Source organism: Rhodococcus sp. 05-2256-B1 (assembly GCF_002258465.1).
Taxonomy (GTDB): Bacteria; Actinomycetota; Actinomycetes; order Mycobacteriales; family Mycobacteriaceae; genus Rhodococcoides; species Rhodococcoides fascians.
In genome coordinates this window covers 145,052-166,414 of the sequence record NZ_NOZA01000017.1, presented here as the reverse complement: position 1 = coordinate 166,414, position 21,363 = coordinate 145,052, and the positions used below count along the sequence as shown (strand labels likewise).

29 protein-coding genes are annotated in these 21,363 nt (G+C 63.2%); 14 read left to right on the top strand and 15 right to left on the bottom strand.

The genetic code is table 11. The features are described 5' to 3' along the window. Nucleotides 1-12: 12 nt before the first annotated feature. Together CH285_RS09030 and CH285_RS09025 are read right to left on the bottom strand one after the other, a co-directional pair. On the bottom strand, nt 13-462 hold the full coding sequence (locus tag CH285_RS09030) for a YdeI/OmpD-associated family protein (protein WP_048317593.1): 450 nt from the start codon (nt 460-462) through the stop codon (nt 13-15). 105 nt (nt 463-567) lie between these two features. Further along, nucleotides 568-1,035, bottom strand: a complete 468-nt coding sequence (locus CH285_RS09025; protein ID WP_027495554.1) for an SRPBCC family protein — start codon at nt 1,033-1,035, stop codon at nt 568-570. A gap of 98 nt (nt 1,036-1,133) precedes the next feature. On the opposite strand from CH285_RS09025, the gene CH285_RS09020 reads away from it, so the two are divergent. Together CH285_RS09020 and CH285_RS09015 are read left to right on the top strand one after the other, a co-directional pair. Continuing rightward, entirely contained in the window at nt 1,134-1,742 is a 609-nt protein-coding gene (locus tag CH285_RS09020) for a ClpP family protease (protein ID WP_032383042.1), read from the top strand. Next, nucleotides 1,739-2,368: a ClpP family protease gene (locus CH285_RS09015; RefSeq protein ID WP_027495552.1), complete on the top strand. Its 630-nt coding sequence runs from the start codon at nt 1,739-1,741 to the stop codon at nt 2,366-2,368. The genes CH285_RS09020 and CH285_RS09015 overlap by 4 nt, the downstream gene beginning before the upstream one ends. Here the strand turns inward: CH285_RS09015 and CH285_RS09010 are convergent. Next, nucleotides 2,326-2,628: a helix-turn-helix domain-containing protein gene (locus CH285_RS09010; protein ID WP_032366939.1), complete on the bottom strand. Its 303-nt coding sequence runs from the start codon at nt 2,626-2,628 to the stop codon at nt 2,326-2,328. The two genes, CH285_RS09015 and CH285_RS09010, sit on opposite strands and share 43 nt — an antisense overlap. A 66-nt stretch (nt 2,629-2,694) precedes the next feature. Then, the gene (locus CH285_RS09005) at nt 2,695-3,369 is read right to left on the bottom strand and encodes a class I SAM-dependent methyltransferase (RefSeq protein WP_217900711.1); all 675 of its coding nucleotides are present in this window, start codon (nt 3,367-3,369) and stop codon (nt 2,695-2,697) included. Between the two features lie 100 nt (nt 3,370-3,469). Here CH285_RS09005 and CH285_RS09000 point away from each other — a divergent pair, with 100 nt between their 5' ends. The 3 genes from CH285_RS09000 to CH285_RS08990 all read left to right on the top strand — a co-directional run bounded on the left by CH285_RS09000 (nt 3,470) and on the right by CH285_RS08990 (nt 5,421). Further along, a complete protein-coding gene (locus CH285_RS09000; protein WP_094643390.1) occupies nt 3,470-4,141 on the top strand; it encodes a TetR/AcrR family transcriptional regulator in 672 nt (223 codons plus the stop codon). Then, entirely contained in the window at nt 4,138-5,070 is a 933-nt protein-coding gene (locus tag CH285_RS08995) for a TIGR01777 family oxidoreductase (protein WP_032371828.1), read from the top strand. The genes CH285_RS09000 and CH285_RS08995 overlap by 4 nt, the downstream gene beginning before the upstream one ends. A gap of 72 nt (nt 5,071-5,142) precedes the next feature. Then, nucleotides 5,143-5,421 (top strand): hypothetical protein, encoded by a 279-nt coding sequence (locus CH285_RS08990; RefSeq protein ID WP_169879412.1) that lies wholly within the window; start codon nt 5,143-5,145, stop codon nt 5,419-5,421. Between the two features lie 329 nt (nt 5,422-5,750). On the opposite strand, the gene CH285_RS08985 is transcribed toward CH285_RS08990, so the two are convergent. Both CH285_RS08985 and CH285_RS08980 read right to left on the bottom strand, forming a co-directional pair. Then, on the bottom strand, nt 5,751-6,194 hold the full coding sequence (locus tag CH285_RS08985; protein ID WP_094643389.1) for a hypothetical protein: 444 nt from the start codon (nt 6,192-6,194) through the stop codon (nt 5,751-5,753). Between the two features lie 26 nt (nt 6,195-6,220). After that, nucleotides 6,221-6,790, bottom strand: coding sequence for a cysteine hydrolase family protein (locus CH285_RS08980; RefSeq protein WP_032371826.1), 570 nt, complete (start codon nt 6,788-6,790; stop codon nt 6,221-6,223). A 215-nt stretch (nt 6,791-7,005) separates the two neighbouring features. Here CH285_RS08980 and CH285_RS08975 point away from each other — a divergent pair, with 215 nt between their 5' ends. The 3 genes from CH285_RS08975 (at nt 7,006) to CH285_RS08965 (ending at nt 9,323) form a co-directional block, all read left to right on the top strand. Then, complete coding sequence (locus CH285_RS08975) at nt 7,006-8,334, top strand: glycosyltransferase 87 family protein (RefSeq protein WP_080729408.1); 1,329 nt, start codon at nt 7,006-7,008, stop codon at nt 8,332-8,334. Between the two features lie 33 nt (nt 8,335-8,367). Next, on the top strand, nt 8,368-8,823 hold the full coding sequence (locus CH285_RS08970) for a hypothetical protein (protein WP_032389766.1): 456 nt from the start codon (nt 8,368-8,370) through the stop codon (nt 8,821-8,823). Nucleotides 8,824-8,948: 125 nt separating this feature from the next. Then, the gene (locus CH285_RS08965; RefSeq protein WP_027495537.1) at nt 8,949-9,323 is read left to right on the top strand and encodes a PLD nuclease N-terminal domain-containing protein; all 375 of its coding nucleotides are present in this window, start codon (nt 8,949-8,951) and stop codon (nt 9,321-9,323) included. A 39-nt stretch (nt 9,324-9,362) separates the two neighbouring features. On the opposite strand, the gene lepB is transcribed toward CH285_RS08965, so the two are convergent. Further along, nucleotides 9,363-10,103 carry a signal peptidase I gene (gene lepB / locus CH285_RS08960; protein WP_094643388.1) on the bottom strand — a complete coding sequence of 247 codons (741 nt, stop codon included), beginning with the start codon at nt 10,101-10,103 and terminating at the stop codon, nt 9,363-9,365. 41 nt (nt 10,104-10,144) lie between these two features. Here lepB and CH285_RS08955 point away from each other — a divergent pair, with 41 nt between their 5' ends. Together CH285_RS08955 and CH285_RS08950 are read left to right on the top strand one after the other, a co-directional pair. After that, nucleotides 10,145-10,477 carry a hypothetical protein gene (locus tag CH285_RS08955; protein ID WP_094643387.1) on the top strand — a complete coding sequence of 111 codons (333 nt, stop codon included), beginning with the start codon at nt 10,145-10,147 and terminating at the stop codon, nt 10,475-10,477. Between the two features lie 46 nt (nt 10,478-10,523). Next, nucleotides 10,524-11,009 carry a hypothetical protein gene (locus CH285_RS08950; protein WP_094643386.1) on the top strand — a complete coding sequence of 162 codons (486 nt, stop codon included), beginning with the start codon at nt 10,524-10,526 and terminating at the stop codon, nt 11,007-11,009. A 50-nt stretch (nt 11,010-11,059) separates the two neighbouring features. Here the strand turns inward: CH285_RS08950 and CH285_RS08945 are convergent, their stop codons facing one another. Both CH285_RS08945 and CH285_RS08935 read right to left on the bottom strand, forming a co-directional pair. After that, the gene (locus tag CH285_RS08945) at nt 11,060-11,473 is read right to left on the bottom strand and encodes a hypothetical protein (RefSeq protein ID WP_094643385.1); all 414 of its coding nucleotides are present in this window, start codon (nt 11,471-11,473) and stop codon (nt 11,060-11,062) included. A gap of 290 nt (nt 11,474-11,763) precedes the next feature. Further along, the gene (locus CH285_RS08935) at nt 11,764-11,946 is read right to left on the bottom strand and encodes a hypothetical protein (protein ID WP_094643383.1); all 183 of its coding nucleotides are present in this window, start codon (nt 11,944-11,946) and stop codon (nt 11,764-11,766) included. A 76-nt stretch (nt 11,947-12,022) separates the two neighbouring features. On the opposite strand from CH285_RS08935, the gene CH285_RS27475 reads away from it, so the two are divergent. After that, entirely contained in the window at nt 12,023-12,316 is a 294-nt protein-coding gene (locus CH285_RS27475) for a hypothetical protein (RefSeq protein WP_141214923.1), read from the top strand. On the opposite strand, the gene CH285_RS08930 is transcribed toward CH285_RS27475, so the two are convergent. The 6 genes from CH285_RS08930 to CH285_RS08905 are packed head-to-tail and all read right to left on the bottom strand — an operon-like array spanning nt 12,273 to nt 17,517. Next, the gene (locus CH285_RS08930) at nt 12,273-13,034 is read right to left on the bottom strand and encodes an HpcH/HpaI aldolase family protein (protein ID WP_045841125.1); all 762 of its coding nucleotides are present in this window, start codon (nt 13,032-13,034) and stop codon (nt 12,273-12,275) included. The two genes, CH285_RS27475 and CH285_RS08930, sit on opposite strands and share 44 nt — an antisense overlap. Before the next feature lie 10 nt (nt 13,035-13,044). Further along, a complete protein-coding gene (locus CH285_RS08925; RefSeq protein ID WP_094643382.1) occupies nt 13,045-14,001 on the bottom strand; it encodes an aldo/keto reductase in 957 nt (318 codons plus the stop codon). Then, on the bottom strand, nt 13,998-14,831 hold the full coding sequence (locus CH285_RS08920) for an ATP-binding cassette domain-containing protein (protein ID WP_051365009.1): 834 nt from the start codon (nt 14,829-14,831) through the stop codon (nt 13,998-14,000). The genes CH285_RS08925 and CH285_RS08920 overlap by 4 nt, the downstream gene beginning before the upstream one ends. Then, entirely contained in the window at nt 14,828-15,643 is an 816-nt protein-coding gene (locus tag CH285_RS08915) for an ABC transporter ATP-binding protein (RefSeq protein ID WP_094643381.1), read from the bottom strand. The genes CH285_RS08920 and CH285_RS08915 overlap by 4 nt, the downstream gene beginning before the upstream one ends. A gap of 3 nt (nt 15,644-15,646) precedes the next feature. After that, nucleotides 15,647-16,585, bottom strand: a complete 939-nt coding sequence (locus CH285_RS08910) for an ABC transporter permease (protein ID WP_027495528.1) — start codon at nt 16,583-16,585, stop codon at nt 15,647-15,649. Next, nucleotides 16,585-17,517: an ABC transporter permease gene (locus CH285_RS08905; protein WP_027495527.1), complete on the bottom strand. Its 933-nt coding sequence runs from the start codon at nt 17,515-17,517 to the stop codon at nt 16,585-16,587. The genes CH285_RS08910 and CH285_RS08905 overlap by 1 nt, the downstream gene beginning before the upstream one ends. Before the next feature lie 322 nt (nt 17,518-17,839). Between CH285_RS08905 and CH285_RS08900 the strand changes: the two genes are divergently transcribed. Genes CH285_RS08900 through CH285_RS08890 form a run of 3 tightly spaced genes read left to right on the top strand, consistent with a single transcriptional unit; the run spans nt 17,840 to nt 21,335 of the window. Then, nucleotides 17,840-19,414: an ABC transporter substrate-binding protein gene (locus CH285_RS08900; RefSeq protein WP_094643380.1), complete on the top strand. Its 1,575-nt coding sequence runs from the start codon at nt 17,840-17,842 to the stop codon at nt 19,412-19,414. A 17-nt stretch (nt 19,415-19,431) separates the two neighbouring features. Next, nucleotides 19,432-20,646 carry a sialidase family protein gene (locus CH285_RS08895; RefSeq protein WP_094643379.1) on the top strand — a complete coding sequence of 405 codons (1,215 nt, stop codon included), beginning with the start codon at nt 19,432-19,434 and terminating at the stop codon, nt 20,644-20,646. Continuing rightward, a complete protein-coding gene (locus CH285_RS08890; RefSeq protein WP_094643378.1) occupies nt 20,643-21,335 on the top strand; it encodes an SDR family NAD(P)-dependent oxidoreductase in 693 nt (230 codons plus the stop codon). The genes CH285_RS08895 and CH285_RS08890 overlap by 4 nt, the downstream gene beginning before the upstream one ends. Nucleotides 21,336-21,363: the final 28 nt, after the last annotated feature.

The following is a 21,363-nucleotide window of genomic DNA, read 5'->3' as shown; positions in this document are numbered from 1 at the left end:
CCAGGTGGTACGTCAGGGCCGAAGAGCCTCGACGATCGACGCGATGCGTCGGTCGCGGGTGTCGGCGCGTTTGGCGTCGGCGACCGATCGTGCGTGTTCTTTTCTCTTCGACGGAGACAGTGCGTCGAATGCGGCGCGCACCGCGGGGTCAGCGTCGAGTGCTGTGGCGAGCTCGGCCGGTAGCTCGACGGTGCGCGGTTCGTCGTCGAGTTCGATGGTCACGTCGACGGTGTCGCCGGCCTCGACTCCGAGCGTGGTGCGCACACTCTTGTTCAGGCCCAGCAGGTTCTCCCCGCCCATGCGCCCGATGCGTCCTGCCACCGTCTGCCCACCGATCGTGAACCGCACCGGCGGCGTCTTGGTGCTGCCGAGTGACGCGACCTGGGCGTCGGTCAGCACGATCGCAGCCGCTGGGCCGCGAGGCTCGAGGACCGTGGTCAGTTGAAGAACCGTGGACGTCATCGGCACAGAATAGGCGCGACTACAGGGCTGAGTGTCCACAATTCGCGTCGACGGGCGGAATCCCGCGCGCCGACGCGAAAAGTGGACAACCAGCGCACCTGCCTGTCAGGACTCCGATTCGATGATGCGCTTGATTGCCGCCAGGGTGCGCGGAATGCCGTCGAGCGCGGCCTTGCTGCGGGTGTCGATCTGCTCCTGCGCGGAGTCTCCGAATTTGCGGTGGAAGAGAGCGATGCCGTCGGGCAGGAAGTTCCAGTTCTCGGTCAGTCGGGTGCCGCCGTCCACCGGTTCGAGTGTGTATCCCCAGCGCACGAAGTTGTCGCCGACGACCCACGCGAATTCGCGTCCGGGCTCGGCCGCTGCGACGGTCGAGACCGTTTCCCAGGTGCGGTCGGGAGTGACGTTGCGTCCGGTGAACGTCGATCCCACACCGCCGCCGTCGGGTTCGTTCCACCAGCATTCCTGGCAGATCGGGCTCCATTCACCTGTTCGGGTGACGTCGGATACGACGGCATAGACATCCTCGGGCGATGCGGCGACGACGACGGAATCGGAGAATTCGAGTGTGGTCATGGCTCCATTGTCCCTCGAGCGTCGCGCAGCTCTGAGCAGCGTCGCTGCCGACAGCAGAATCGTTGGCACACAGCGCTATTGGAGTTCACACTCGAATCATGAGCGAGACACCCCGAATGTTCCCACCCGAACTCCGCGACCGACTGCTGCGTCATCGAATCCTCGTGCTCGACGGCCCACTCGACGACGACAACGGCACCGTCCTCACCACCCACCTGTTGACGATGGCGGCCGAGAATCCGTCGGCCGATATCGCCCTGTGGATTCACTCCCCTGGCGGATCGGTGCCTGCCATGCTCGCGATCCGCGACGTGATGCACCTGATTCCCTGCGACGTCTCGACGTTGGCACTTGGATTGGCCTGCAGCGCTGGTCAATTCCTGCTGTCGTCGGGAACACACGGAAAGCGCTACGCGCTACCGCATTCGCGGATTCTGATGCACCAGGGCTCGTCCGGTATCGGTGGTTCTGCTGTCGAAGTGGAGGTGCAGGCCAACGATCTTCGTCATACCCGCGATACGGTGCTCGGCCTCATCGCCGACGACACCGGGCAGACACGAGAACAAATATTCGACGACTCCTTGCACGATCGTTGGTTCACCGCGGACGCCGCGCGTGACTACGGGTTCGTCGACGCCATCGTCAGTTCGTTCGATCAGGTCATGCCTGCGCGTCGGGTGTCGTTCGGGATGGAGATGGCCCGATGAGTACGTACACCATTCCCAATGTCGTCACCCGTGATTCGCGCGGCGAACGCGTCGTCGACGTCTATTCGCATTTGCTCAGCGAACGCATCGTGTACCTCGGTACTGCATTGGATGCCGGTGTTGCGAATGCGATGATCGCGCAGCTGTTGCATCTAGAGGCCGACTCCCCCGATCAGGAAATCTCCATGTACATCAACTGCGAGGGCGGCGATACTGCGGCCATGCTGGCGATCTACGACACGATGCAGTTCATCGGATCCCCTGTCGCCACAACATGTGTGGGGCAGGCAGTGGCGGCCGGCGCGGTGCTGCTCGCCGCAGGTGCGCCGGGTCGACGTTCGGCGTTGACGCACAGCCGGGTGGTGTTGCATCAGCCTGCGGGGCAGGGGCGAGGCACCATTCCCGATCTCATTCTCGCTGCCGACGAAATCGTCAGGGTGCGCGCCGAGATGGAGATGATTCTGGCGAAACACACCGGACGCGATGCCGCGAAGATTCGGCACGACACCGACCGTGACCTGGTGTTGACGGCTCCGTCGGCGCTGCAGTACGGCCTGGTCGACCAAGTCCTCGAAGGACGACGTCAGGCAGCCATCAACGTCGCATTGCCGCGGGACAAGTCGTGATGCGCCAGACCTGAAATTTCGGCCATCGATGTGCCGAGTGCCCCGACGACGGCCGCGAGGATCTCACTCGACGGGTCCTTGCGGCCGCGTTCCAGCTCCGAAAGATACTGCGGCGCAATGCCTGCTCGCGCCGCCGTGTCGGCGAGTGTGTCGCCGCGGGAGTGTCTGCGCTCGCGCAGCCGGCGACCGACCACCTCACGCCACAGCGGTTCCACTGAGCGCGCTGCTCGGCGCTCATCGATTCGTATGACCTCGCCCATGATCGGAGCCTAAGCCTCGATCCCATCAAGGGTCGGCGATTCTGCTCAGAGCAGAGAACCTTCCGATCACCCAGGCTTCGTCCATTCGATGGTGTGCCTGAATCCGACGCGATGTCGCATCGTCGCCCCGGGCAGTATCGCGTCGACCGACCGCTTCACTTCGTCGAAACTGAGCACCGGGTCCTTGACCGGGAAAGGTGCCGGCTGCTTTCCCGCTGGGCTCGGCCAGGGATGGCCGACGAAGCCGATCAGCGGGTTGGTCACGATGGATACGGCGTCCCACAGCAGATCCCGGGGACTTCGTGGCGCAGCCATACCCACGACGAGCAGCCGGCCGTTCGGCGCGAGAACACGCTCGACGTGGCGAAGCGTGTCGTCGATGTCGAGGTGGTGGAGAACGGCGATCATCGTGATCAGATCGACGGATTCGTCCGACCACGAGTCGAGTTGGCGTTCGGAGACAGTCACATTGGTGACATCGGAGCACGCAAGACCTGTGCGGCGGCGCATGTCGGAGTCGATGTCGACTCCGGTGACGTGATCGAAATACGGTGCGAGTGAATGCACGAGACCGCCACGGCCACAACCCACGTCGAGTGCCTCGCGTCGCCGGCTCGGCAGGTTGGCGAGAATCCAACTGTGGAAGTAGTCGTTGTGACTCCACGGATGCCGCGCGTTCAGCGCTTGTACCCATTGAGCCCCCTTGCCTCCGATCAGCGAGGTTCCCATTCGTCTGAGCATGCGTCGAGTATCCAGGTCGGTCCCCGGCCATTGCGCTTGAACATGTTCAAAAATGGGTCTACCGTCCTTTTTGAACACGTTCAGAAAGCGAGGTGACCGCATGGCCCGCACATCCGAGACGCGCGACAAGCTGGTCGAAGTGGCTCTTCGGCTGTTTCGCGAAGAGGGGTTCCAGGCCACCACCATGCGCCGGATAGCCGACGAGGCCGGCGTGTCGCTCGGCAATGCGTACTACTACTTCGCGGGCAAGGACGAACTGGTCAACGAGTTGTACGTGGTGATCCAGCGCGATCACCGCATACGTGCGGAGCAGGTCATCACCCAGGGCGGGTCGCTGTCGGAGAACCTGGCCGCGGTTCTGCATTCCGGCTTGGACGTCCTGACGCCGTATCACGCGTTCGGCGGCGCATTCCTCCAGCTGGCGCTGCCGACGAGGTCCAGCTCCAGTCCGTTCTCCGAGGAATCCTCCGACGCCAGAGCCATGGCCATCGATCTGATGCGCACGACGTTGGATGCATCGAAGCAGAAGGTGCCCGCGTCGCTGAACGATGCACTCCCGTTGCTGCTCTGGATGATCTACATGGGCGTCACGCTGCATTGGGTCACCGATTCGTCCGACAACCAGGCTCGTACCCGCACTCTGGTCGACGGGCTCGTGCCCGTCGTATCCAAGGCGGTTCGTCTCGCCCGACTCCCGGTTGCGCGCGGCCTGGTAGCCGATGTCGCCGGTCTCCTGAAACGAATGACCTCTCCAGAAGGGTTGAGCCAATGACCGATTCACCATCGACCGTCGTTCTGTGCGGTGCCTCCGGCTACATCGGCGGGTATCTGCGTAGCTATTACGAGGACCGCGGCATCGGCGTCAGGACGGTCGGACGCGGATCGTCCAGCGATGCACCATGGTCCGACCATCGCGGCCTCGTCGAGGTCCTGAACGGGTCCGATCTGGTGGTCAACCTCGCCGGCCGCTCGGTAAGCTGTCGCTACAACAAGGCCAACGCCGACGCGATCATGTCGTCGCGAATTCAGACGACAGCCCAGCTCGGGCGTGCCTTGGCACAAGCGCAGAATCCGCCGGCGCTGTGGGTCAACGCGAGCACCGGAACCATCTATCGCGATGCCCGCGACAGGTCGATGAGCGAACGGGACGGCGAACTGGGATCGGGCTTCTCGGTCGAGGTGGCCAGATCGTGGGAACGCGAACTGTTCGACGCCGATGTGTCGATCCGCAGAGTGGCACTGCGGTTGTCGATCGTGTTGGGCGCGGGCGGTGGGGCGATCAATCCGATCATCGATCTAGCGCGAGTGGGATTGGGTGGCCGCATGGGCGATGGTGGCCAGATGTTCAGCTGGGTGCACGTCGATGATGTCGCTCGGACTCTCGACCACCTGTACGCCACTTCGAACATCGTCGGACCTGTCAACGTGGCGACACCGTTCCCGGTGACCAACGAGGTTCTGATGCACCAGGTTCGGTCTGCTCTCGGTCGCGATCACGGACTGGCGACGCCGGCATGGCTGCTGAAGCTGGGCGCACGGGTGATCCGAACCGAACCCGAGCTGGTCCTCAAGAGTCGGTGGGTCGAGCCGCAGGTGTTGACCGACAGTGGGTTCGACTTCCGATACCCGACGCTGGAGGGTGCGTTGGCCGACATCGCATCTCGGACGCGACCCGGCCTGCTCCCCGTCGCCCTCGGCTGACGGGGAGCTCCGAGCTCTACACCAGGGACGCCGAGAGGCCGCCGTCCAGAATGTAGTGACTGCCCGTGATCCATGTTGCGCGGTCCGAGGCGAGGAACAGCGTCACTCGACGTCCCGGACATCGAGCAACGTCGAGAAGACATGATCCGGCGCGTGGTGACGAAGTACTGCGAACTACGCGGCACCGAATCGGCCCTCGACCGCCCCTCCGCCTACATCCTGCTCGACGGGATCTTCCAACGCGCCTTGCTCCGCCATCTTGCGGGCAACACCTCCGAAGTCGACGCAGCCCGAGCACAATTGAAGGCCGCATTCGCGTTGTTGGACCTTCCGAACGTCACGACTTCTTGATCTTCTCCAGCGGGTAACCCCCCCACCACCACGACGACGACGACGACGTAAACAGCCAGACCGGCCAGCTCCCAAGTCGTTCTTTCACGGTGGAACTCGGAGCCGATCCATACGATTGGCACCACAGCCATCATGGAACTGACCGTGCACCAGATCCCGACCGATCGATTGGCTCGTGCACGCAGTCGGGGTGTCGATTTCACCGTGTCCGACACTCGTGCACGGTAGTAGTCGGGATGCGTTGCCCTGCAACGGAATCCGACGGATGCCGCGTACGCAAACGCGACGAACCAGAGCATCAGCATCAGTATCAGCACGGTGTTCATGGGCTATGTTGCGGACGCTCGACGTCGACTCTTCAGTTCGCGATAGTTCCGAATCGTGTTGGAGCAAGCCCACGCCGCAATGAGCGGCACCAGGAATCCGGCTGATGCGGTAGCGGTCGCGAACACCAGAACAACGACGGCGTACGCGATCAGTGTCACCACCACCGCGTCGACTTTCCGCCCGATCGACGACCCCGGTGTGACGACGATTCCGGGGAACTTCGGTGAGTCGGCCAGTGTGCGAACTGCCGCAACACACGCGGCGAGACCGCCCACGACCAGGAACGAGAACAGCAACACTTCACCGAAACCCGTGTCGGCCCAATCTATTCGAGGGTCGAAGACCCCGTGGACCAGCGACGAGAGAGTCGGGATCGACGCGAAGTACCCCAGATACAGCAGCACAATGGGTCCCGCGAGCCCTGCTACTGCTCCCCGATCGGCCATACCGAACGGTATCAAATTGGGCGACGTCAGTGGAAAGTTATGTCTTTCGTTTCGATCACCGTCGCGAACTCGCCGTGCAGGTTGGTGGCCGTGATGGCCGACAGTGTTGCGGCGGGTACGACAGTCCCGTCGGGCGCGACGCGATCGAAGGTGTGCGTCGCGTCAATGACGAAGTAGGTGTCGTAGCCGAGGTTTCCAGCCATCCTCGCGGTGGTCTCGCAGCAGTGGTTGGTGGTGATTCCGCAGATGACCACCTGGTCGATGTCCTCGCCGCGCAGCCATGCGTCCAGATCGGGAGTGCCGTAGAAGCTCGAATTGACGCGTTTGTGGACGAGCAGATCCGGAATCCCGTCGAGCATGTCCTTGAAGCGATGCCCGTCCTGCGTCGGCGACAACGGCGACTGTGGATTGTCGGAATCATGCTGAACGAATACCACCGGCCAAGCCCTGGACCGCCAGAACTCAACGAGATCGACAATATTGCTCTCGCACTGCGAGTTGTCCCGCGGACCCCAGAATTCCGAATTTTCGAAACCGGCCTGCACGTCGACGACGATGAGTGCAGGTCGACGAAGGTCGGCCACCCGGATATCCATGGACACCAACCTATCCGGTGCCGATCGGGACAGCGAAAATCCCGGGTCGAGTTGCGGCCCGGGATTTTCGTCGAACTATCGCGTCGCGAGTTCGTAGATCAGTAGTACGGACAGCGGGAGGATGGAGAGGAGTCCGAGCCAGACGCTGACAAAAACGTACCGGTCTGTCCGTGTCGAGTTCCCTGTATCAGGTACAACGATCTATCGTGTAGGCCATGACGACGTCCAGTATTCGGCCGCTCTACGCGCGGTCGGACTCGGACGTGCACGCAGAGAACGACCAGGAGACGGCCATCCGGGAGACGCAGCCGGAAGTGCACGCGACGGGCGTCGGCCGGCTCGGTTGGCGCTGGTTCCTCGCGTCTGCGCTCGCCGCGTGCGTCGCGATCGTTGCGCACGCCTACTTCTTGGGATGGACAACCCCCTTCGGTCTGTTCGGCAACGGAATCGACACCATCGTCTATCGGCACGGTGCGTACGTCGTTCAACAGGGCGAGCCGCTGTACGAGTTCGCATTGTTCGACATCGGCCTACCGTTCACCTACCCGCCCTTCGCGGCGTTGGCCTTCGCCCCGCTCGCCCTTCTCACTGTCACGAGCGCTGTGGCGGTGGTTCAGGCGATCAACCTGTTGCTGATCTACGTGGCCGTGGTCGCGAGCTGGCGCGCGCTCGGATATCGAAGCGCAACAATGTATCTCGTCAGTGTCGGATTGGCAGTGGCACTGACGTGGCTCGAGCCGGTTCGCATGACCATCTGGCTCGGTCAGATCAATTTGCTCTTGCTGGTTCTCGTTCTGCTCGACCTCACCCGCGGCGAGGGCAGTCGTCTCCGCGGCGTGGGTGTCGGCATTGCTGCGGGACTGAAACTGACGCCCGCATTCTTCGTGCTTCATCTACTGGCACAGAGACAGTGGCGGGCAGCCGTTACTGCGATCGCTGCGTTCACAGCAACCGTGCTTGCCGGACTGATCGTCATTCCCGCCGATTCGTGGAGATTCTGGACGTCGACGATGATCGACTCGGAACGAATCGGTGCACTGGCCTCACCCGCCAACCAGTCGATCCATGGCGCATTGGCTCGACTGTGGCCGGGCAATACACCTCCTTTCGCCGTGTGGCTGGTGCTCGCCGTCATCGTCGCCGCTCTGGCGCTGTGGGTGGCGGCACGCGCGCAGGCAGCCGGAAAGACGTTGCTGGCCCTGACAATATGTGGAATGGCGACGCCGATGGTCTCGCCTTTCGCGTGGGGTCATCACTGGGTGTGGTGCATCCCGCTGACCGTCCTCGCTCTCGACTACGCCAACCGACACCGAACCTGGTGGAGTTGGCTGGCCCCGATTGCCGTCACTACGCCGATGATTGCCTGGTACTTCACCGACTACCGCGGCATCAAGGCCATCGGAATCTTCATGTTCGAGGGCTCCCCCGCCTTCGAGTTCGCCGTCCAATTCACCTATCCCGCGGTGTTTCTCACGACCCTTATCGTCGTCTTCGTCGCTCTGAGGATCAGGCCCACCGCGGGCCATGACGATGCTCGCCAATAGGCGCACCCGCGTCCGCCCGATATTGCTGCGTCCATGACCAATTCGTGGAAACTCCTCTGCGCGTCGGCCATTATTGTTCTCCTGCCCTCATGCGCCAGCGAGATCGGCAAGCCCAGGTCCATGGACAGCGATGAGGTAACGCACAACCTGCAGCGCATAACCTTCACAATTCCGGATGGTTTCGCGTTCGCGCAGGGTGCCACACATTCGGAGTTCTCGGGTCAGCCCGCCTGGTCGGCTCGATTCGATGCGCCGAACGAACTCGGCGACGGACTCACGCTGTCGGCGGCCAACCCGTCTTATCCTCCGCTTCAGCCTTTCGCGTGCCAGACGGTGCCCCCGGGAAGCTGGGCGGGGGTGAACTTCACGTGTGAGTCGGAGATGCTGACCACCTCTGCCGAGCCGAAGAGCACGACAGATCCGGTGACCGTCCTGCTCACCAGGGATGGTCAGCGATCATCTCTGTACATCTACTGCCCAGGACATTGACGCTACATCCGGCCGTGTCCGAGCCCCACCCAGATTTCCAAACCGACTCGTCTGTCGAAATCGCGAGGACAGCGCTACGATCTTCGATACAACGGACCGAGCGGTCTTGGACATGGAGGGACACAATGCCGTATTTCGGTTTGCTGGTCATGCTGCTGTGGGTGTTCTGTCTGATCGACGCGATCACCGCAGACGAGGGCGGCATCCGCTACCTGCCCAAGATCGTTTGGATTCTGCTCATCGTCTTCCTCCCCTTTGCCGGGTCGTTGGCCTGGCTCGTTGCGGGCCGACCCGTCGGTGCCGGGATTTGGGGAGGTGCCGGCGGGTCCGGTTACGGTCGCGCGAGCAACTCCGCGTACCCCGAGTACGAGACGCGGCCGGGACGTCAGGCCGCCCAGAATCCGGATGCGGACGCCGAATTCCTCCGGCAATGCCGCGAACGCGCCGAGGAACAGCGGCGCATCGAACGCGAGCGTCGTAAACGCGATCTCGGGTTCTGAAGACGCCGCTACTCGACGGGATCGTGGGAATGCGCTCGATCAGCGCTGTATCGCAGGCGATTCGATGGCTCCCCATCTCGACGGTGGCAGCACTATGAATCTGGCCTTGCCGATCACATTCCCGATAGGGACCGTTCCGCCCAGTTCGTCACGGGAGTGTGCCCTCGAATCGGCTGAGCCGCTTCGATTGTCGCCCATCATCCACAGATTTCCGGACGGTACGGTCACCGGCCCGAAACAGCGACCGGACTGCGGAACTGTTGCGCAGGTGAGTGTGTCCGCGTCGTAGGGGAAGTCGAACGCGATGTAGGGCTCGTCGAGGGGCTGCCCGTCGACCTCGACTCTTCCTTGCACATCGCAACACTGGACGGTTTGCCCGCCTGTTGCGATCACCCGTTTCACGAGGTCGTTCTCGTCGGGCGCGACGAGTCCGGCCCACGATCCCGCGTCCTGCAACGCCTTCACTCCTGCGTTGCTCGATCGGCTCGACGTGTATCCCCTGTTCCACGACTCCGTCGGAGCCTTGAACACCACCACGTCACCCGGCTGCGGATCGCCGAATCGAAACGTCATCTTGTCCACCACGATTCGATCACCGGTACAACCGGGACAGCCGTGCAGCGTGGGTTCCATGGACTGCGACGGGATGAGATAGACACGGCCGACAAATGTTTGCAGCAGCACACTCAGTAACAATGCGACCACGACCAGAACCGTCAACTCCCTTAACCAGGACGGCACCCTACGACGGGTCGCATCGGAATTCGCAGCGGCAGTCATACCAGCAGCCTAGGGCCACAAGTTTGCGTATCGTACTGAGCATGTTGTTTCTCGGCCTCCTGCTCGCTGCCATCAGCGCAGCCATGATGAGTGTCGCGACGCTGCGGCTGTCACAGGTGAACGAGGGCCACTATCTGCCGATGACCATAGGCACGTTCGAGGTTCGTTCCCCGTGGAAAGTGACGACCCTCCGAGTAGGCGCGCAGGCCGTAGCGGTCGCGAGCGCGTGGATAGTGGCTGTAGCGGTCTACAACCTGACGACTGCTCGTGCTGCCCTCGTTCTTCCAGCGGCGGCCCTGATTCTTCCGATCGCCATACCGGTACTGGTGATCACCGCCCAACACAACCGGCACCTGACGACGTCGGGTATCTGAACCCGATTCACCTACCCACCATGCTATTTCGGTTCATACTGGGCCGGTGAAACTTGTTGGAGTGAGCGCGGTCGCTGTGGTGTTGCTCGCCTGCGCCTGCTCCCCCGCCGAGGTGGACGAGCCGGAGTCGCCGGTCGCATTGATCAGCCCGACGCAATTCGCCTCTCCGCCACCGCCCATCACCGACGATGTGCCGACCGCAGCCCAGTTGACGGCTCTGTTCGCAGCGAGCGTGGACTACTCGATTCGCGGAGAAGATCGAGCTCGATTGTTCGACGGGCCGGCCGAGAACAACGTGCGGCTCGCACGTGCCTGGGGCGCTCAGCCGGATCTGCAACACATCGAGTTCACAACCGTCGCCGCGACCGGTCCCGATTCGGTGGAGGCCATGGGTGTCGGAACTTTCCGAAGCATGGACAGTTATCCCGTCGGACCGATGTCATTCGTGCGATACGACAATCAGTGGAGAGTCCCGCGTGATATCGCCTGTCTCTTGGTGGGCGCGTTCGACGGCCCTGACGCCTGTCGGTGAGCGTGTCCTCGGCGCGTTCACCGGTTCGGACTGAACCGCTCCAGCCGGAGTCAGTTGACCTCGGGCGCAAGGTAGTACGCGAACACGTAACTGATTGCAGTCAACGCAATTGTCACCATCAGCTGTATCGGCGGCTCCGCGCTGTCCGACGCGACCATCGCCGAGGAAGCGCTCGCCCATGCCGAGAGTCCGGCAACGAATAGTGTCACCACTGCCGCAGTGCACAGGGCAAATCGGTGTCGCCATTGTTTTCGACCGCTCGGCGGCCACGGCACTGCAGTCTTCAGTGCGTACTTGCCGCCGACCACCGCCGCGAATCCCACCAGCAGTCCACCGATTGCACCGAGTACGGCGGGGAGAGTCAGATCCAACCAATTGTCGTCGATGTCCGGTGCGATGAGTACCGCAGACGTGACTGCCCCACTTCCGGCGGCCACACACAGCTCTCTGCCGACCCAGTTCATGGGACTCACCCAAACACATGGCCTCACCACCCTCGAATCGGGTGCAGCTAACCGCGCTGGTGAGCGCGGCTATCTGCACCCGATTCAGGTGGATTGGGAGGCAACGGGTGCCCACGCCGAACTGCTCCGGCCGAGTCACGAAACGGGACTGCACCCCGCCGCAAACGCGCGCGCTTTCGTCGAATGGCCCTCTCTGACGGTCGAAATTGGCGACGAATCCGCACGCACCTGACGAATGCGCTCGCGTTTGCGGCGCAATCCGGACCAACGCCGCCCCACGGGCATCGAACCTAAGACCGCATCCGTCCGTCTATTCGCCGGATGGCCTTCCATCCCGCAGGAGTAGCGACGGTGCAGATGATCGCGCCGAACATGATTCCCTGACTCAGGGCCGACCAGTGGCCGGGGCTGTCTCCGAACACCGGCCACTTGTAGATGATCGCGAGTACAGCGAGAAAGACAATGGCGCGCATAACTCGAACCTACCTAAACCAACTCTCCGGTATCCTGGCCGAACGGGACAAATCAGACCCATACGAGGAGCCTGAGATGCAGAAGCCATTTCGCGAGTGGGTCATGACCGGCGCGTTGAGCAAGAAGTGCGGCGCAACTCGCGCCGATTACATCAACGCCCTGGCACTCGTCCCGGCCGTCGCAATAGGGTTCTTCTTGCTCCACTTCACGATCAACTCAGGATCCACCGCCCTCGATATTGCAGCAGGATGTCTCGGCGGCACCGTTACCGGCTTCCTGTATCTCTATCTGGCGTATCGGGTCGATTCGCGCAAGAAGCGTGGGCCTATCCCCGCGCCGCCGCTAGGTGCTCGGCCGACACGGCTTTGAGGTGCGTCAGGTCGGATGCAACGGTGGCCAACGTGTAGCCCTGGGCAAGTCGTTGCGCAGCAATGCTTCCCGATGCGGTATGAATTCCGGCGGTGATGCCCGCTGCCGCGGCGGCCTTCTGGACTCGGACGAGCGCGGCATCGAATTCTTCGTCCACTGATGGGTCGCTCGGCGAGGACCCTCCGACGGCCAGGCGTAGGTCCGATGGCCCTACGTAGACGCCGTCCAGACCGGGGACCGCACAGATCTCTTCGACGTTGGCCAGGCCCTGAGGTGTCTCGATCATCGCGAGGACGACGGTATCGCGGTTGGCATCGGCGGGGTTGGGTCCGATGCGTAGTTGGGAGCGCATCGGACCGTAGGACCTTATGCCTTCGGGCGGGTAGGTAGCTGCCGCTACCGCGGCGGCAGCGTCTTCGGCAGTGTCGATGAGGGGCACGATGACTCCCGCTGCACCGGCATCGAGGGCCCGGCCGATCACCGTGGCGTTGTTGGCTTCGACGCGCACCAGAGCGGCCGGTCCCTGTGCGGCGTCGATAGCGGTGATTCCTGCCAGCATGCCCGAGTATCCGATCAGGCCGTGCTGCAGATCGAGTGCGATGTAGTCCCACCCCACATGGGCGAGCCATTCGGTGGAGACGGGGCTGTCGATGACCGACCAATACCCGAGTATCTGTTCGCGGTTGCGTACGCGGGCGGCGAATTCCTGTGCAGTCATTGAAAGCCTCTCAGCGGTTGTAGTTCGGCATCGGTCCGCGCAGAGCCGCGCCGACCTCGTCGCACGCTGCGACCACGTCGTCGGGGAGCGGCCCGCGGCCGAGGGCGGAGATGTTCGATTCGAGATGCTCCACTTTGGAGCCGCCGAGCAACACCGGTCCGGTCGCGGGCTTGGACACCAGCCATCGTAGAGCCAGCTCGGTCAGCGGCATTCCGGCATCGTCTGCCACGGTACCGAGCTGGGCGATGGCGTCGAATATTGCGGTGTTCCAGTACCGTTCGCGGTACATCGTGGCCAGGCGCGAATCTCCGAACCGGCCGTCCGTCGGTTGCACTCCCGCAGCGTGCTTGCCGGTGAGGAGCCCGCCGCCGAGCGGGTTGTAGACCATCGTGATCAGGCCTGTGACGGCCGCGAACTCCACGTACTCTTCTTCGATCCGACGGGCGAGCAGGTTGTACAACTGCTGCGCCACAACGGGTCGGGGCGCACCCACGTCGTCCGCTACCCGATTGATTTCACCGATCTGCCAGGCAGCGAAGTTCGAGACACCCAGTGCCCTGATCTTTCCTTCGGACACCAACTCGGCGACCGTAACAAGAGTGTCGGACAAGGGAGTCGCACGGTCTGGTTGATGCAGATAGAACAGGTCCACGTAGTCGGTGTTCAACCGCGACAGGCTGGCATCGATGCTGAGTCGCAACCCTTTCGGAGACAGCGGGCTGTTGCCGTCGGCGTCTGGGTGCGGCATACCGGCCTTGGTGGCGAGCGTGACGCGATCACGGCGAGTGGCGAGAAGGTCAGCGAGAATCCGCTCCGATTCACCGCCCGCGTAGCCGTTCGCGGTATCGATATGGGTGATGCCGGCGTCCAGGGCCGCGTCCACCATCTTGGCCGCCCCGGATGCGTCGACGGTATCGCCGAACGTCATCGTTCCCAGGACGAGGGGTGAGATATTCAGCGCGGTCATGCGGTTACTCCAGTCTTGGCGAGCCGCGACACGATATGTCGCGGTTTGGTTCCTGTCATCGTCGAGGGGTCGAGAGCTGCCGCTCGCAGCGCGCGGGTGTAAGGCTGCTTCGGTCGCGCGAGTACTTCCTCGGTGTCACCGCGTTCGACGATGCGTCCCTTGGACATGACGACGACCGTCTCACTGATTTCGCGCACGACGCCGAGGTTGTGCGAGATGAACACGTAGGTCAGTCCCGTCTGCTGCTGGATCTCGCGCAGCAGTTCCAGCACCTGGGCCTGAACGGAGACGTCCAACGCGCTGGTGGCCTCGTCGCACACGAGGATCTCCGGTCCCGACGCCAGTGCGCGGGCGATACCGATTCGTTGACGCTGTCCGCCCGAGAACTCCGCTGGTCGACGAGTCAGGGCAGTGCTCGGCAACCCGACGCGGTCGATCAGTTCTGCTGCTCTGGTTGCGCGTTCGGACTTGCTCCGAATACCTTTGAGCCGAAGCGGTTCTCCGACGATATCGACTGCGGTGAGGTGCGGATCCAGTGAACCGTAGGGATCCTGGAAGACCATCTGGACACGGGAACGGAAGGGGCGCAGTGCTTTTTCGGACATCTGCGCGATGTCCGTGCCGTCGACCATGATCGATCCCGACGTAGGGGTCAACAACCGCACGATCGACTTGGCGATCGTCGATTTTCCGCAGCCCGATTCACCGACTACAGCAACGGTTTTGCCCCTCTCCACCGAGAAACTCACCGAGTCGACGGCTCTGAACACGCCGTTACCGACCGGGTATTCGACGACAAGGTTCTCCACCGACAACAATGGTGCGCTCATACCGCGGCCTCCACCTTCTCGTTCCAGGGCCCCAACTGCGGGATCGCGTCGAGCAGATTCTTCGTGTACGGGCTCTTGGGAGCGTTGACGAGCTCCTCGGCTCCACCGTTCTCCACGAACACACCGCTTTTCATGACGTAGATACGATCGGACATCAGTCGAGCCACGCCCAGGTCGTGGGTGATGACGAGCATGCCGATGCCGGTGCGCTCCTGGAGTTCGAGCAGCAGATCGAGGATGCTTGCCTGCACGGTGACGTCGAGCGCACTGGTCGGCTCGTCCGCGACGATGAGCTCCGGCCCGGAGGCCAATGCGCCGGCGATCAGTACTCGTTGCAGCATGCCGCCGGACAACTGGTGTGGGTATTTGTCCAATTGTGTTGCAGGGTCGGGTATGCGGACCTGTTCGAGCAGTTCGATACAGCGCTTGGTCTGTTCGGATCGACCCGATACCCCACTGTGTCGAACGGCTTCGCGCAGCTGACCGCCGATGGTGTGCACCGGACTCAGAGCCGTCATCGGATCCTGCGGGATCAGCGCGATGTGCTTGCCTCGGATTCCGCAGAGCTCCTTGTCTTTTCCGAGTATCTCGGTGTCCTTGAACGTCACCGATCCGGACAGCACCGCCAGATCGGACGGCAGCAACCCGAGGATGCCCATTGCAGTCGTGGACTTGCCGGAGCCCGATTCACCGATGATGGTCACCGTCTCTCCTGCTTCGATGCAGAACGAGACACCGTCGACGGCTCTGATGAGGCCCTTGTCGGTGACCAACTCGATCTGCAGTTCGTCGACCTTCAGTAGATTGCCCATGTCTCAGGCACGCCCTTTCTTGTTCGTGCGGGAGAACATTCGCAGCAGGCCCGATCCGGCGGGACGGTCTCGAAGTCCGTCGCCGAGCAGGTTGACTCCGACGACGAGGAGCACGATGACCAGGCCGGGCAAGGTGACGAGCCACCACGAGGTGGTGATGTAGTCCTGGCCGTCGGAGATGATGCGACCCCAGGTGGCGAACGGACGTTGCGGCCCGGCACCGAGGTAGCTCAACGCACTTTCGAGCAGCACGGCCTGCGCCAGCAACAGCAGAACCACGAGCGACGCCTGCTTGATGATGTTGGGAACGACGTGGCGAAGCAGGATGGCGATGCGGCCGAGGCCGAGCACCCGAGCCGCGGCGATGTAGGGCTTCTCCCGCTCCACGAGCACCAGCGATCGCGTGAGACGGGCGATTTCGGGCCACTGCGCGATGGCGATGACGAAGGTGATGACCGGAATCGACGGACCGAACAAGGCGACGACGAGCAGCAGCATCATCAGAAGTGGCAGTGACAGTTGTGCTTCGAGCAGGCGGGAGACCGTCGCGTCCACCCAGCCGCCGAGAAAGCCCGCCAGTGATCCCAGGGTCAGTCCGATGAGCCCGGAGACGATGACGGCCAGAATTCCCACGGTGAGCGAGACCTGTCCGCCGTAGAGCACGCGCGCCAGCAGATCTCGGCCGAGTTGATCGGTGCCGAACAGATGTCCGTCGGTCAGCGGCGCGAGCCGGCGTTGACCGAGGTCGGTGGCATCGGGCGAGTCGAGGGGCAGCACCCGCGCGAAGGCGACCGGGAGGATGACCACGAGTGCACACGCGGTGCCGATCCAGATCTTGACGCGGCTGTCGCGTCGGCGACGGGTGGCACCCGCCGATGCGAAGTCCTTCGCGGTGACGGCGCTGGGACGTGGAGTGTCCGTTGGCTTGTCGACGACTGTCATCAGTTTGCTGCCTTCCCGAGGCGAACGCGTGGATCGAGGAGCGGATAGCAGAGGTCGACGGCCAGTTGCACCAGAACAGCGAGCACTGCGGTGACCAGAACGGTGGCTTGGATCAGCGGATAGTCCCTGGTTTCGAGGGCGCGAACCACGAGTGAACCCACGCCCGGCCATGCGAAGACCACCTCGACCACGACGACGCCGTTGAGCATCGACGCGAATCTGGTGCCCAGTGCGGTGACGACGGGGATCGACGAGTTGCGCAGGGCGTAGCGCCAGGTGATCTCGCGTTCGGTGACGCCTCTCGATCGGGCGACGGTGACGTACGGGGAGGCGTAGGCGTTGACCATCTCGCGTCGGACCATGCGGGAGATCAGGGCGATCTGCAGGATGGCCACGGTGACGGCGGGCAGGATCAGCGAGGACCAGCTGGTGAATCCGGCTGCGGGGAGTACGGGAACCAATACGGCGAAGAACGTCAGCAGCATCAGGCCGGTCCAGAAGTCCGGCATCGACTGACCGGCGATCGTCACGACGTTCGCGCCGAGTTCGCGTCGGGTATCGGCGCGGCGAGCCATCCAGATGCCCAGGGGAATCGACACCACGGTGGTCAGCAGGATGGCGGCGAAGGCCAGAGTGATCGTGTACGGAATGCGCTGCAGAACCACGTCGAGTGCCGGTGCCTGGAAGGAGTACGAGGTACCGAGGTCGAGTGTGAACAGGCCCTTCAGGTACAGCGCGTACTGCGTGAAGATCGACTGGTCCAGACCCAGATTGGTACGAATCTGCGCGAGGTCTTCCGTGCTGGCGAGCGGGCCGGCCATCGAGTAGGCCGGGTCGCCGGGAGCCATGCGAATGAGCACGAACACCGTGGTGAGCGTCAGGAAGATGGTGAGCAGGCTCTGCCCGAGGCGCCGCACCACGTAGCGCGCCATGGGCGCAGCGAGAAATGCGGGCAGCACGGAATCGGCCCTGGCCTTCGGCACACTCGGCGGGCTGGCGGTGAGCTGGGTCATCGACCCACCTGCGATTGTGGTCTTACCTGGGTCATCGTCGACCTTTCGATAACACTGCCTTGTTGTAACTCAGCTCACAATTGCACTCATGCGCGTTTTGCGCAACTGGCAATATTTTTCTGCGCATTTCAAGCATTTCGTAGTACAGTCCGGTTGTGTCCACGATCACTTTCGTCGACGCGGGTCTACGAGACCCGAACCGACATCCACATTTCGATGTGACAGTCCCGAGAGGTCAACGATGACCGAAAGCTTTGCCAACCAGCGCTTTTCACGACGGTCACTGTTCCGCACGAGTCTGATACTCGGAGCCGGGCTTTCGCTCGGCGGCGTAAGCGCCTGCGCAACTCCTACCGGTCGTCCCGGCCCCGACACCGTCAGCCTCGCGATGAACCGATCCATGGTGAGCCTGGACAACAAGCTTCTGCAGTTCGACGCCGCACTGACCGTTCAGCGCTCGATCCGCCAGGCCCTGACCACCATCGATTCTGCGCTGGCAGTCCAGCTCGTCCTGGCCGACAGCTTCGAGCTGGTCGCACCGACGCGATGGCTGGTGCATCTGCGACCGGGTATCGCCTATTCCGACGGTCGGCCGGTTCGGGTGGAGGATGTCGACACGGCACTGCGCATGTACAGCCAGGTCACCGGTGGGTTCGTGGGCACCTTCTTCCCCGAGTGGCCCACCGTCGGCAAGATCGACGACTATACGTTCACGCTCGACACGCAGCGCCCCATCCCGGTCCTGGACTACCTGATGTCGAACATTCTGATCACTCCCGCTGAGGACAACGTCCCCGAGGATCTTCAGGGTGGCGTCGGTACCGGGCCGTTCGTGGTCACCGACGCAGACCGCGGTACCGGCAACTACTCGCTGGCGCGTAACGAGAAGTACTGGGGCACGCCGGCTTCGGTCGATTCGGTCAACGTACGTTTCGTTCCCGACGAGTCCAATCGCGTCGTCTCTCTGCGCAGCGGCGAAGTCGATGTCATCGACGCCATCACCCCGGATGCCGCCGATCAGCTCTCGGGCCTGGCCGGCGTCACGGTAGAACGCACCGACGGGGTGCGCCTCAACCAGCTCTTCTACAACTTCCGCAAACCGGCCGGGCACCCACTGGCCGATCCGCGCGTCCGTAGAGCACTGAGCTACGCGATCAACGGGAATGCGTTGATCGACCAGGTGATGCAGGGCGCGGCAACTCCCTCCCGCGGCGTGGTCCCCGGCATTCTGACCGGCGCGATCGAGACCGGTGAGTACGTCTACGATCCACAGCGCGCACGCCAGGAGCTCGACGCGCTCGGAGTGCAAGACCTGGAAGTGAAGATCATCTGGGAAACAGGTGAATTCGCCGCCGACACCGACATCATGGAGTCGGTTCTGCAGATGCTGTCCGCAGTCGGCGTCCGTGCGACCCTGCAGCAATTCGAGCCGGGCGGCGACATCTCGACGTGGCGTCAGGGCAAGGCGGGCGACTGGGACATTCTCGGCAACGGTTTCCCCAGCCCCACCGGACTCGCGGTCACCATCATGCAGGGTATGTACGCGGGCACTGCTGCGAAGGAAGAGACCCGAGATACGTATCACGGCTACATCTTTCCCGAGATCACCGCACTGATCGCCAAGGCTTCCGAGGATGCCGACAGCGTCACCCGCAACGAGACACTCGCGCAGGCGCAGCGTCAGATCTGGGAGACGTGGCCGTGCCTGTGGTCGTTCGTACCCAAGACGGTCATCGCCCGACGCAATCGCATCGACGGAATCGATCTGCGGCCCACCAACTCCTACGACATGGCTTCGGTCACTCTCACTTCCTGAGAGAGAAGAGGTAGAACATGAGCAACACGAGCTTCCTCACCCCCGGCGACCTCCTCGCCGACGGCACCCTGCGTGCGACGTCCGAGCCCGGTCGATCCGACGCGTTCCTCCCTGCCCCGCAGGTGCAGAATCATGCGGCGAACCTGGCGATCCTGCCCGACGGGGCCCTGGCATGTGTGTGGTTCGCCGGCACGCAGGAGGGTGTTCCCGACATCAGTGTCTGGTTCTCGCGCCTCGATGCCGAACAACTGCAGTGGAGCACCCCGATCCAGCTGTCCGACGACGGCACCCGTTCCGAGCAGAACCCCGTTCTGTTCGTTCGTGATTCGGGTGAGGTCTGGTTGCTGTGGACTTCTCAGCACGCCGGCAATCAGGACACCGCACGGGTACTGCGTCGCATCTCGTCCGACGGCGGATCGACGTGGGGCGAGACGCACGTGTTGGTTCCCGAGACCGACGCGGGTGGCGTGTTCGTCCGGCAACCCGTCGTACAGCTGGCATCGGGACGCCTGTTGCTGCCGGTCTTTCACTGCGTCAAGATCGACGGACGCAAGTGGGTGGGCGATCGCGACTACAGCGGGGTCCTGATCTCCGACGACGACGGGGCGACATGGCGTGAGGTCGTCGTGCCAGGCAGCGTCGGGTGCGTTCACATGAACATCGTTGTGCAGCAGGACGGTTCGCTGGTGGCGTTGTACCGCAGCCGCTGGGCCGATCACATCTACCGAAGCGTCTCGACCGACGACGCCGAGACATGGAGCGACCCGGTCGCCACCGAGCTGCCGAACAACAACTCCTCCATTCAGGCCGTCGGGCACGGCGACGGAACCCTCGCGCTCGTGTACAACCACTCCTCCGCGCTCGACGCCACCGACCGCCGCGTGTCGCTCTACGACGAGATCGACGACGACGGACTGGCCGAGGGCACCGACGCCTCCGAGAGTCCTCTCGACGACGGTGACGACCGCGCAGCATTCTGGGGCGCACCGCGTGCCCCGATGACGCTGGCACTCTCGTCCGACGGTGGCGTGACCTGGCCGGTTCGGCGCAATCTCGACGAGGGCGATGGGTACTGCTTGACGAACAACTCCAGGGATGGGTCGAACCGCGAGTTCTCGTACCCGTCGATCGTGTACGGCCCCGACGGCCGAATTCACCTTGCGTACACGTATTTTCGCCAGGCCATCAAGTACGTTCGGCTCGAGCCGACCTGGATCGGTGACGGCCGGTGACATCCTCATTGCATGCCGTCGTGACCGGAGTGAGCAGCGGCATCGGTGCATCGATCGCTCGGACGCTGTCCGAGCGCGGTTGGCAGGTGACCGGCCTGAGCCGCTCTCGGCCTGCGACCGGCTTCGAGGACGACGGACCACATCGGTGGATCGGCGTGGATCTGGCCGACAGTGCGGCGGTCTCTGCCGTCGTCGACCGACTGCCCGACCCCCATTCGATCGTCCATGCCGCGGGAGTCCAGCGTTCGGGGCGGCTCGGCGCGCTCGATCCCGCGCACAGCGAGCAGATGTGGCGGGTGCACGTGGCGGCGGCCGAGATTCTGGTGAACGGGCTGGCACCTCGAATGGTCGACGGCGGTCGAGTGGTCATGATCGGCAGCAGGACGATGACCGGGGTGGCAGGCAAGAGCCAGTACGTCGCAACCAAGTCCGCGTTGACGGGAATGGCCCGCTCGTGGGCCATGGAGTTGGTCTCGCGCGGAATCACCGTCAACGTCGTCGCGCCGGGCCCGACGGACACACCGATGCTCAACGATCCCGGACGCGTCTCCTCCCCTCCGATCACGCCGCCGTTGGGCCATTTCATCGATCCGGAGGAAGTCGCCGAGACTGTCGCGTTCCTGCTGTCCCCGCACGGACGCAGCATCACCGGGCAGACGATCGTCCAGTGCGCAGGAACATCGCTATGAAACTGCGTGAAACACGCAATAGTGTTAC

What these genes read in the sequence shown, in the direction of transcription:
- CH285_RS09030 (WP_048317593.1), bottom strand. Translation starts at nt 462, where the DNA reads ATGACGTCCACGGTTCTTCAACTGACCACGGTCCTCGAGCCTCGCGGC.
- CH285_RS09025 (WP_027495554.1), bottom strand. Translation starts at nt 1,035, where the DNA reads ATGACCACACTCGAATTCTCCGATTCCGTCGTCGTCGCCGCATCGCCC.
- CH285_RS09020 (WP_032383042.1), top strand. Translation starts at nt 1,134, where the DNA reads ATGAGCGAGACACCCCGAATGTTCCCACCCGAACTCCGCGACCGACTG.
- CH285_RS09015 (WP_027495552.1), top strand. Translation starts at nt 1,739, where the DNA reads ATGAGTACGTACACCATTCCCAATGTCGTCACCCGTGATTCGCGCGGC.
- CH285_RS09010 (WP_032366939.1), bottom strand. Translation starts at nt 2,628, where the DNA reads ATGGGCGAGGTCATACGAATCGATGAGCGCCGAGCAGCGCGCTCAGTG.
- CH285_RS09005 (WP_217900711.1), bottom strand. Translation starts at nt 3,369, where the DNA reads ATGCTCAGACGAATGGGAACCTCGCTGATCGGAGGCAAGGGGGCTCAA.
- CH285_RS09000 (WP_094643390.1), top strand. Translation starts at nt 3,470, where the DNA reads ATGGCCCGCACATCCGAGACGCGCGACAAGCTGGTCGAAGTGGCTCTT.
- CH285_RS08995 (WP_032371828.1), top strand. Translation starts at nt 4,138, where the DNA reads ATGACCGATTCACCATCGACCGTCGTTCTGTGCGGTGCCTCCGGCTAC.
- CH285_RS08990 (WP_169879412.1), top strand. Translation starts at nt 5,143, where the DNA reads ATGTTGCGCGGTCCGAGGCGAGGAACAGCGTCACTCGACGTCCCGGAC.
- CH285_RS08985 (WP_094643389.1), bottom strand. Translation starts at nt 6,194, where the DNA reads ATGGCCGATCGGGGAGCAGTAGCAGGGCTCGCGGGACCCATTGTGCTG.
- CH285_RS08980 (WP_032371826.1), bottom strand. Translation starts at nt 6,790, where the DNA reads ATGGATATCCGGGTGGCCGACCTTCGTCGACCTGCACTCATCGTCGTC.
- CH285_RS08975 (WP_080729408.1), top strand. Translation starts at nt 7,006, where the DNA reads ATGACGACGTCCAGTATTCGGCCGCTCTACGCGCGGTCGGACTCGGAC.
- CH285_RS08970 (WP_032389766.1), top strand. Translation starts at nt 8,368, where the DNA reads ATGACCAATTCGTGGAAACTCCTCTGCGCGTCGGCCATTATTGTTCTC.
- CH285_RS08965 (WP_027495537.1), top strand. Translation starts at nt 8,949, where the DNA reads ATGCCGTATTTCGGTTTGCTGGTCATGCTGCTGTGGGTGTTCTGTCTG.
- lepB (WP_094643388.1), bottom strand. Translation starts at nt 10,103, where the DNA reads ATGACTGCCGCTGCGAATTCCGATGCGACCCGTCGTAGGGTGCCGTCC.
- CH285_RS08955 (WP_094643387.1), top strand. Translation starts at nt 10,145, where the DNA reads ATGTTGTTTCTCGGCCTCCTGCTCGCTGCCATCAGCGCAGCCATGATG.
- CH285_RS08945 (WP_094643385.1), bottom strand. Translation starts at nt 11,473, where the DNA reads ATGAACTGGGTCGGCAGAGAGCTGTGTGTGGCCGCCGGAAGTGGGGCA.
- CH285_RS08935 (WP_094643383.1), bottom strand. Translation starts at nt 11,946, where the DNA reads ATGCGCGCCATTGTCTTTCTCGCTGTACTCGCGATCATCTACAAGTGG.
- CH285_RS27475 (WP_141214923.1), top strand. Translation starts at nt 12,023, where the DNA reads ATGCAGAAGCCATTTCGCGAGTGGGTCATGACCGGCGCGTTGAGCAAG.
- CH285_RS08930 (WP_045841125.1), bottom strand. Translation starts at nt 13,034, where the DNA reads ATGACTGCACAGGAATTCGCCGCCCGCGTACGCAACCGCGAACAGATA.
- CH285_RS08925 (WP_094643382.1), bottom strand. Translation starts at nt 14,001, where the DNA reads ATGACCGCGCTGAATATCTCACCCCTCGTCCTGGGAACGATGACGTTC.
- CH285_RS08920 (WP_051365009.1), bottom strand. Translation starts at nt 14,831, where the DNA reads ATGAGCGCACCATTGTTGTCGGTGGAGAACCTTGTCGTCGAATACCCG.
- CH285_RS08915 (WP_094643381.1), bottom strand. Translation starts at nt 15,643, where the DNA reads ATGGGCAATCTACTGAAGGTCGACGAACTGCAGATCGAGTTGGTCACC.
- CH285_RS08910 (WP_027495528.1), bottom strand. Translation starts at nt 16,585, where the DNA reads ATGACAGTCGTCGACAAGCCAACGGACACTCCACGTCCCAGCGCCGTC.
- CH285_RS08905 (WP_027495527.1), bottom strand. Translation starts at nt 17,517, where the DNA reads ATGGCGCGCTACGTGGTGCGGCGCCTCGGGCAGAGCCTGCTCACCATC.
- CH285_RS08900 (WP_094643380.1), top strand. Translation starts at nt 17,840, where the DNA reads ATGACCGAAAGCTTTGCCAACCAGCGCTTTTCACGACGGTCACTGTTC.
- CH285_RS08895 (WP_094643379.1), top strand. Translation starts at nt 19,432, where the DNA reads ATGAGCAACACGAGCTTCCTCACCCCCGGCGACCTCCTCGCCGACGGC.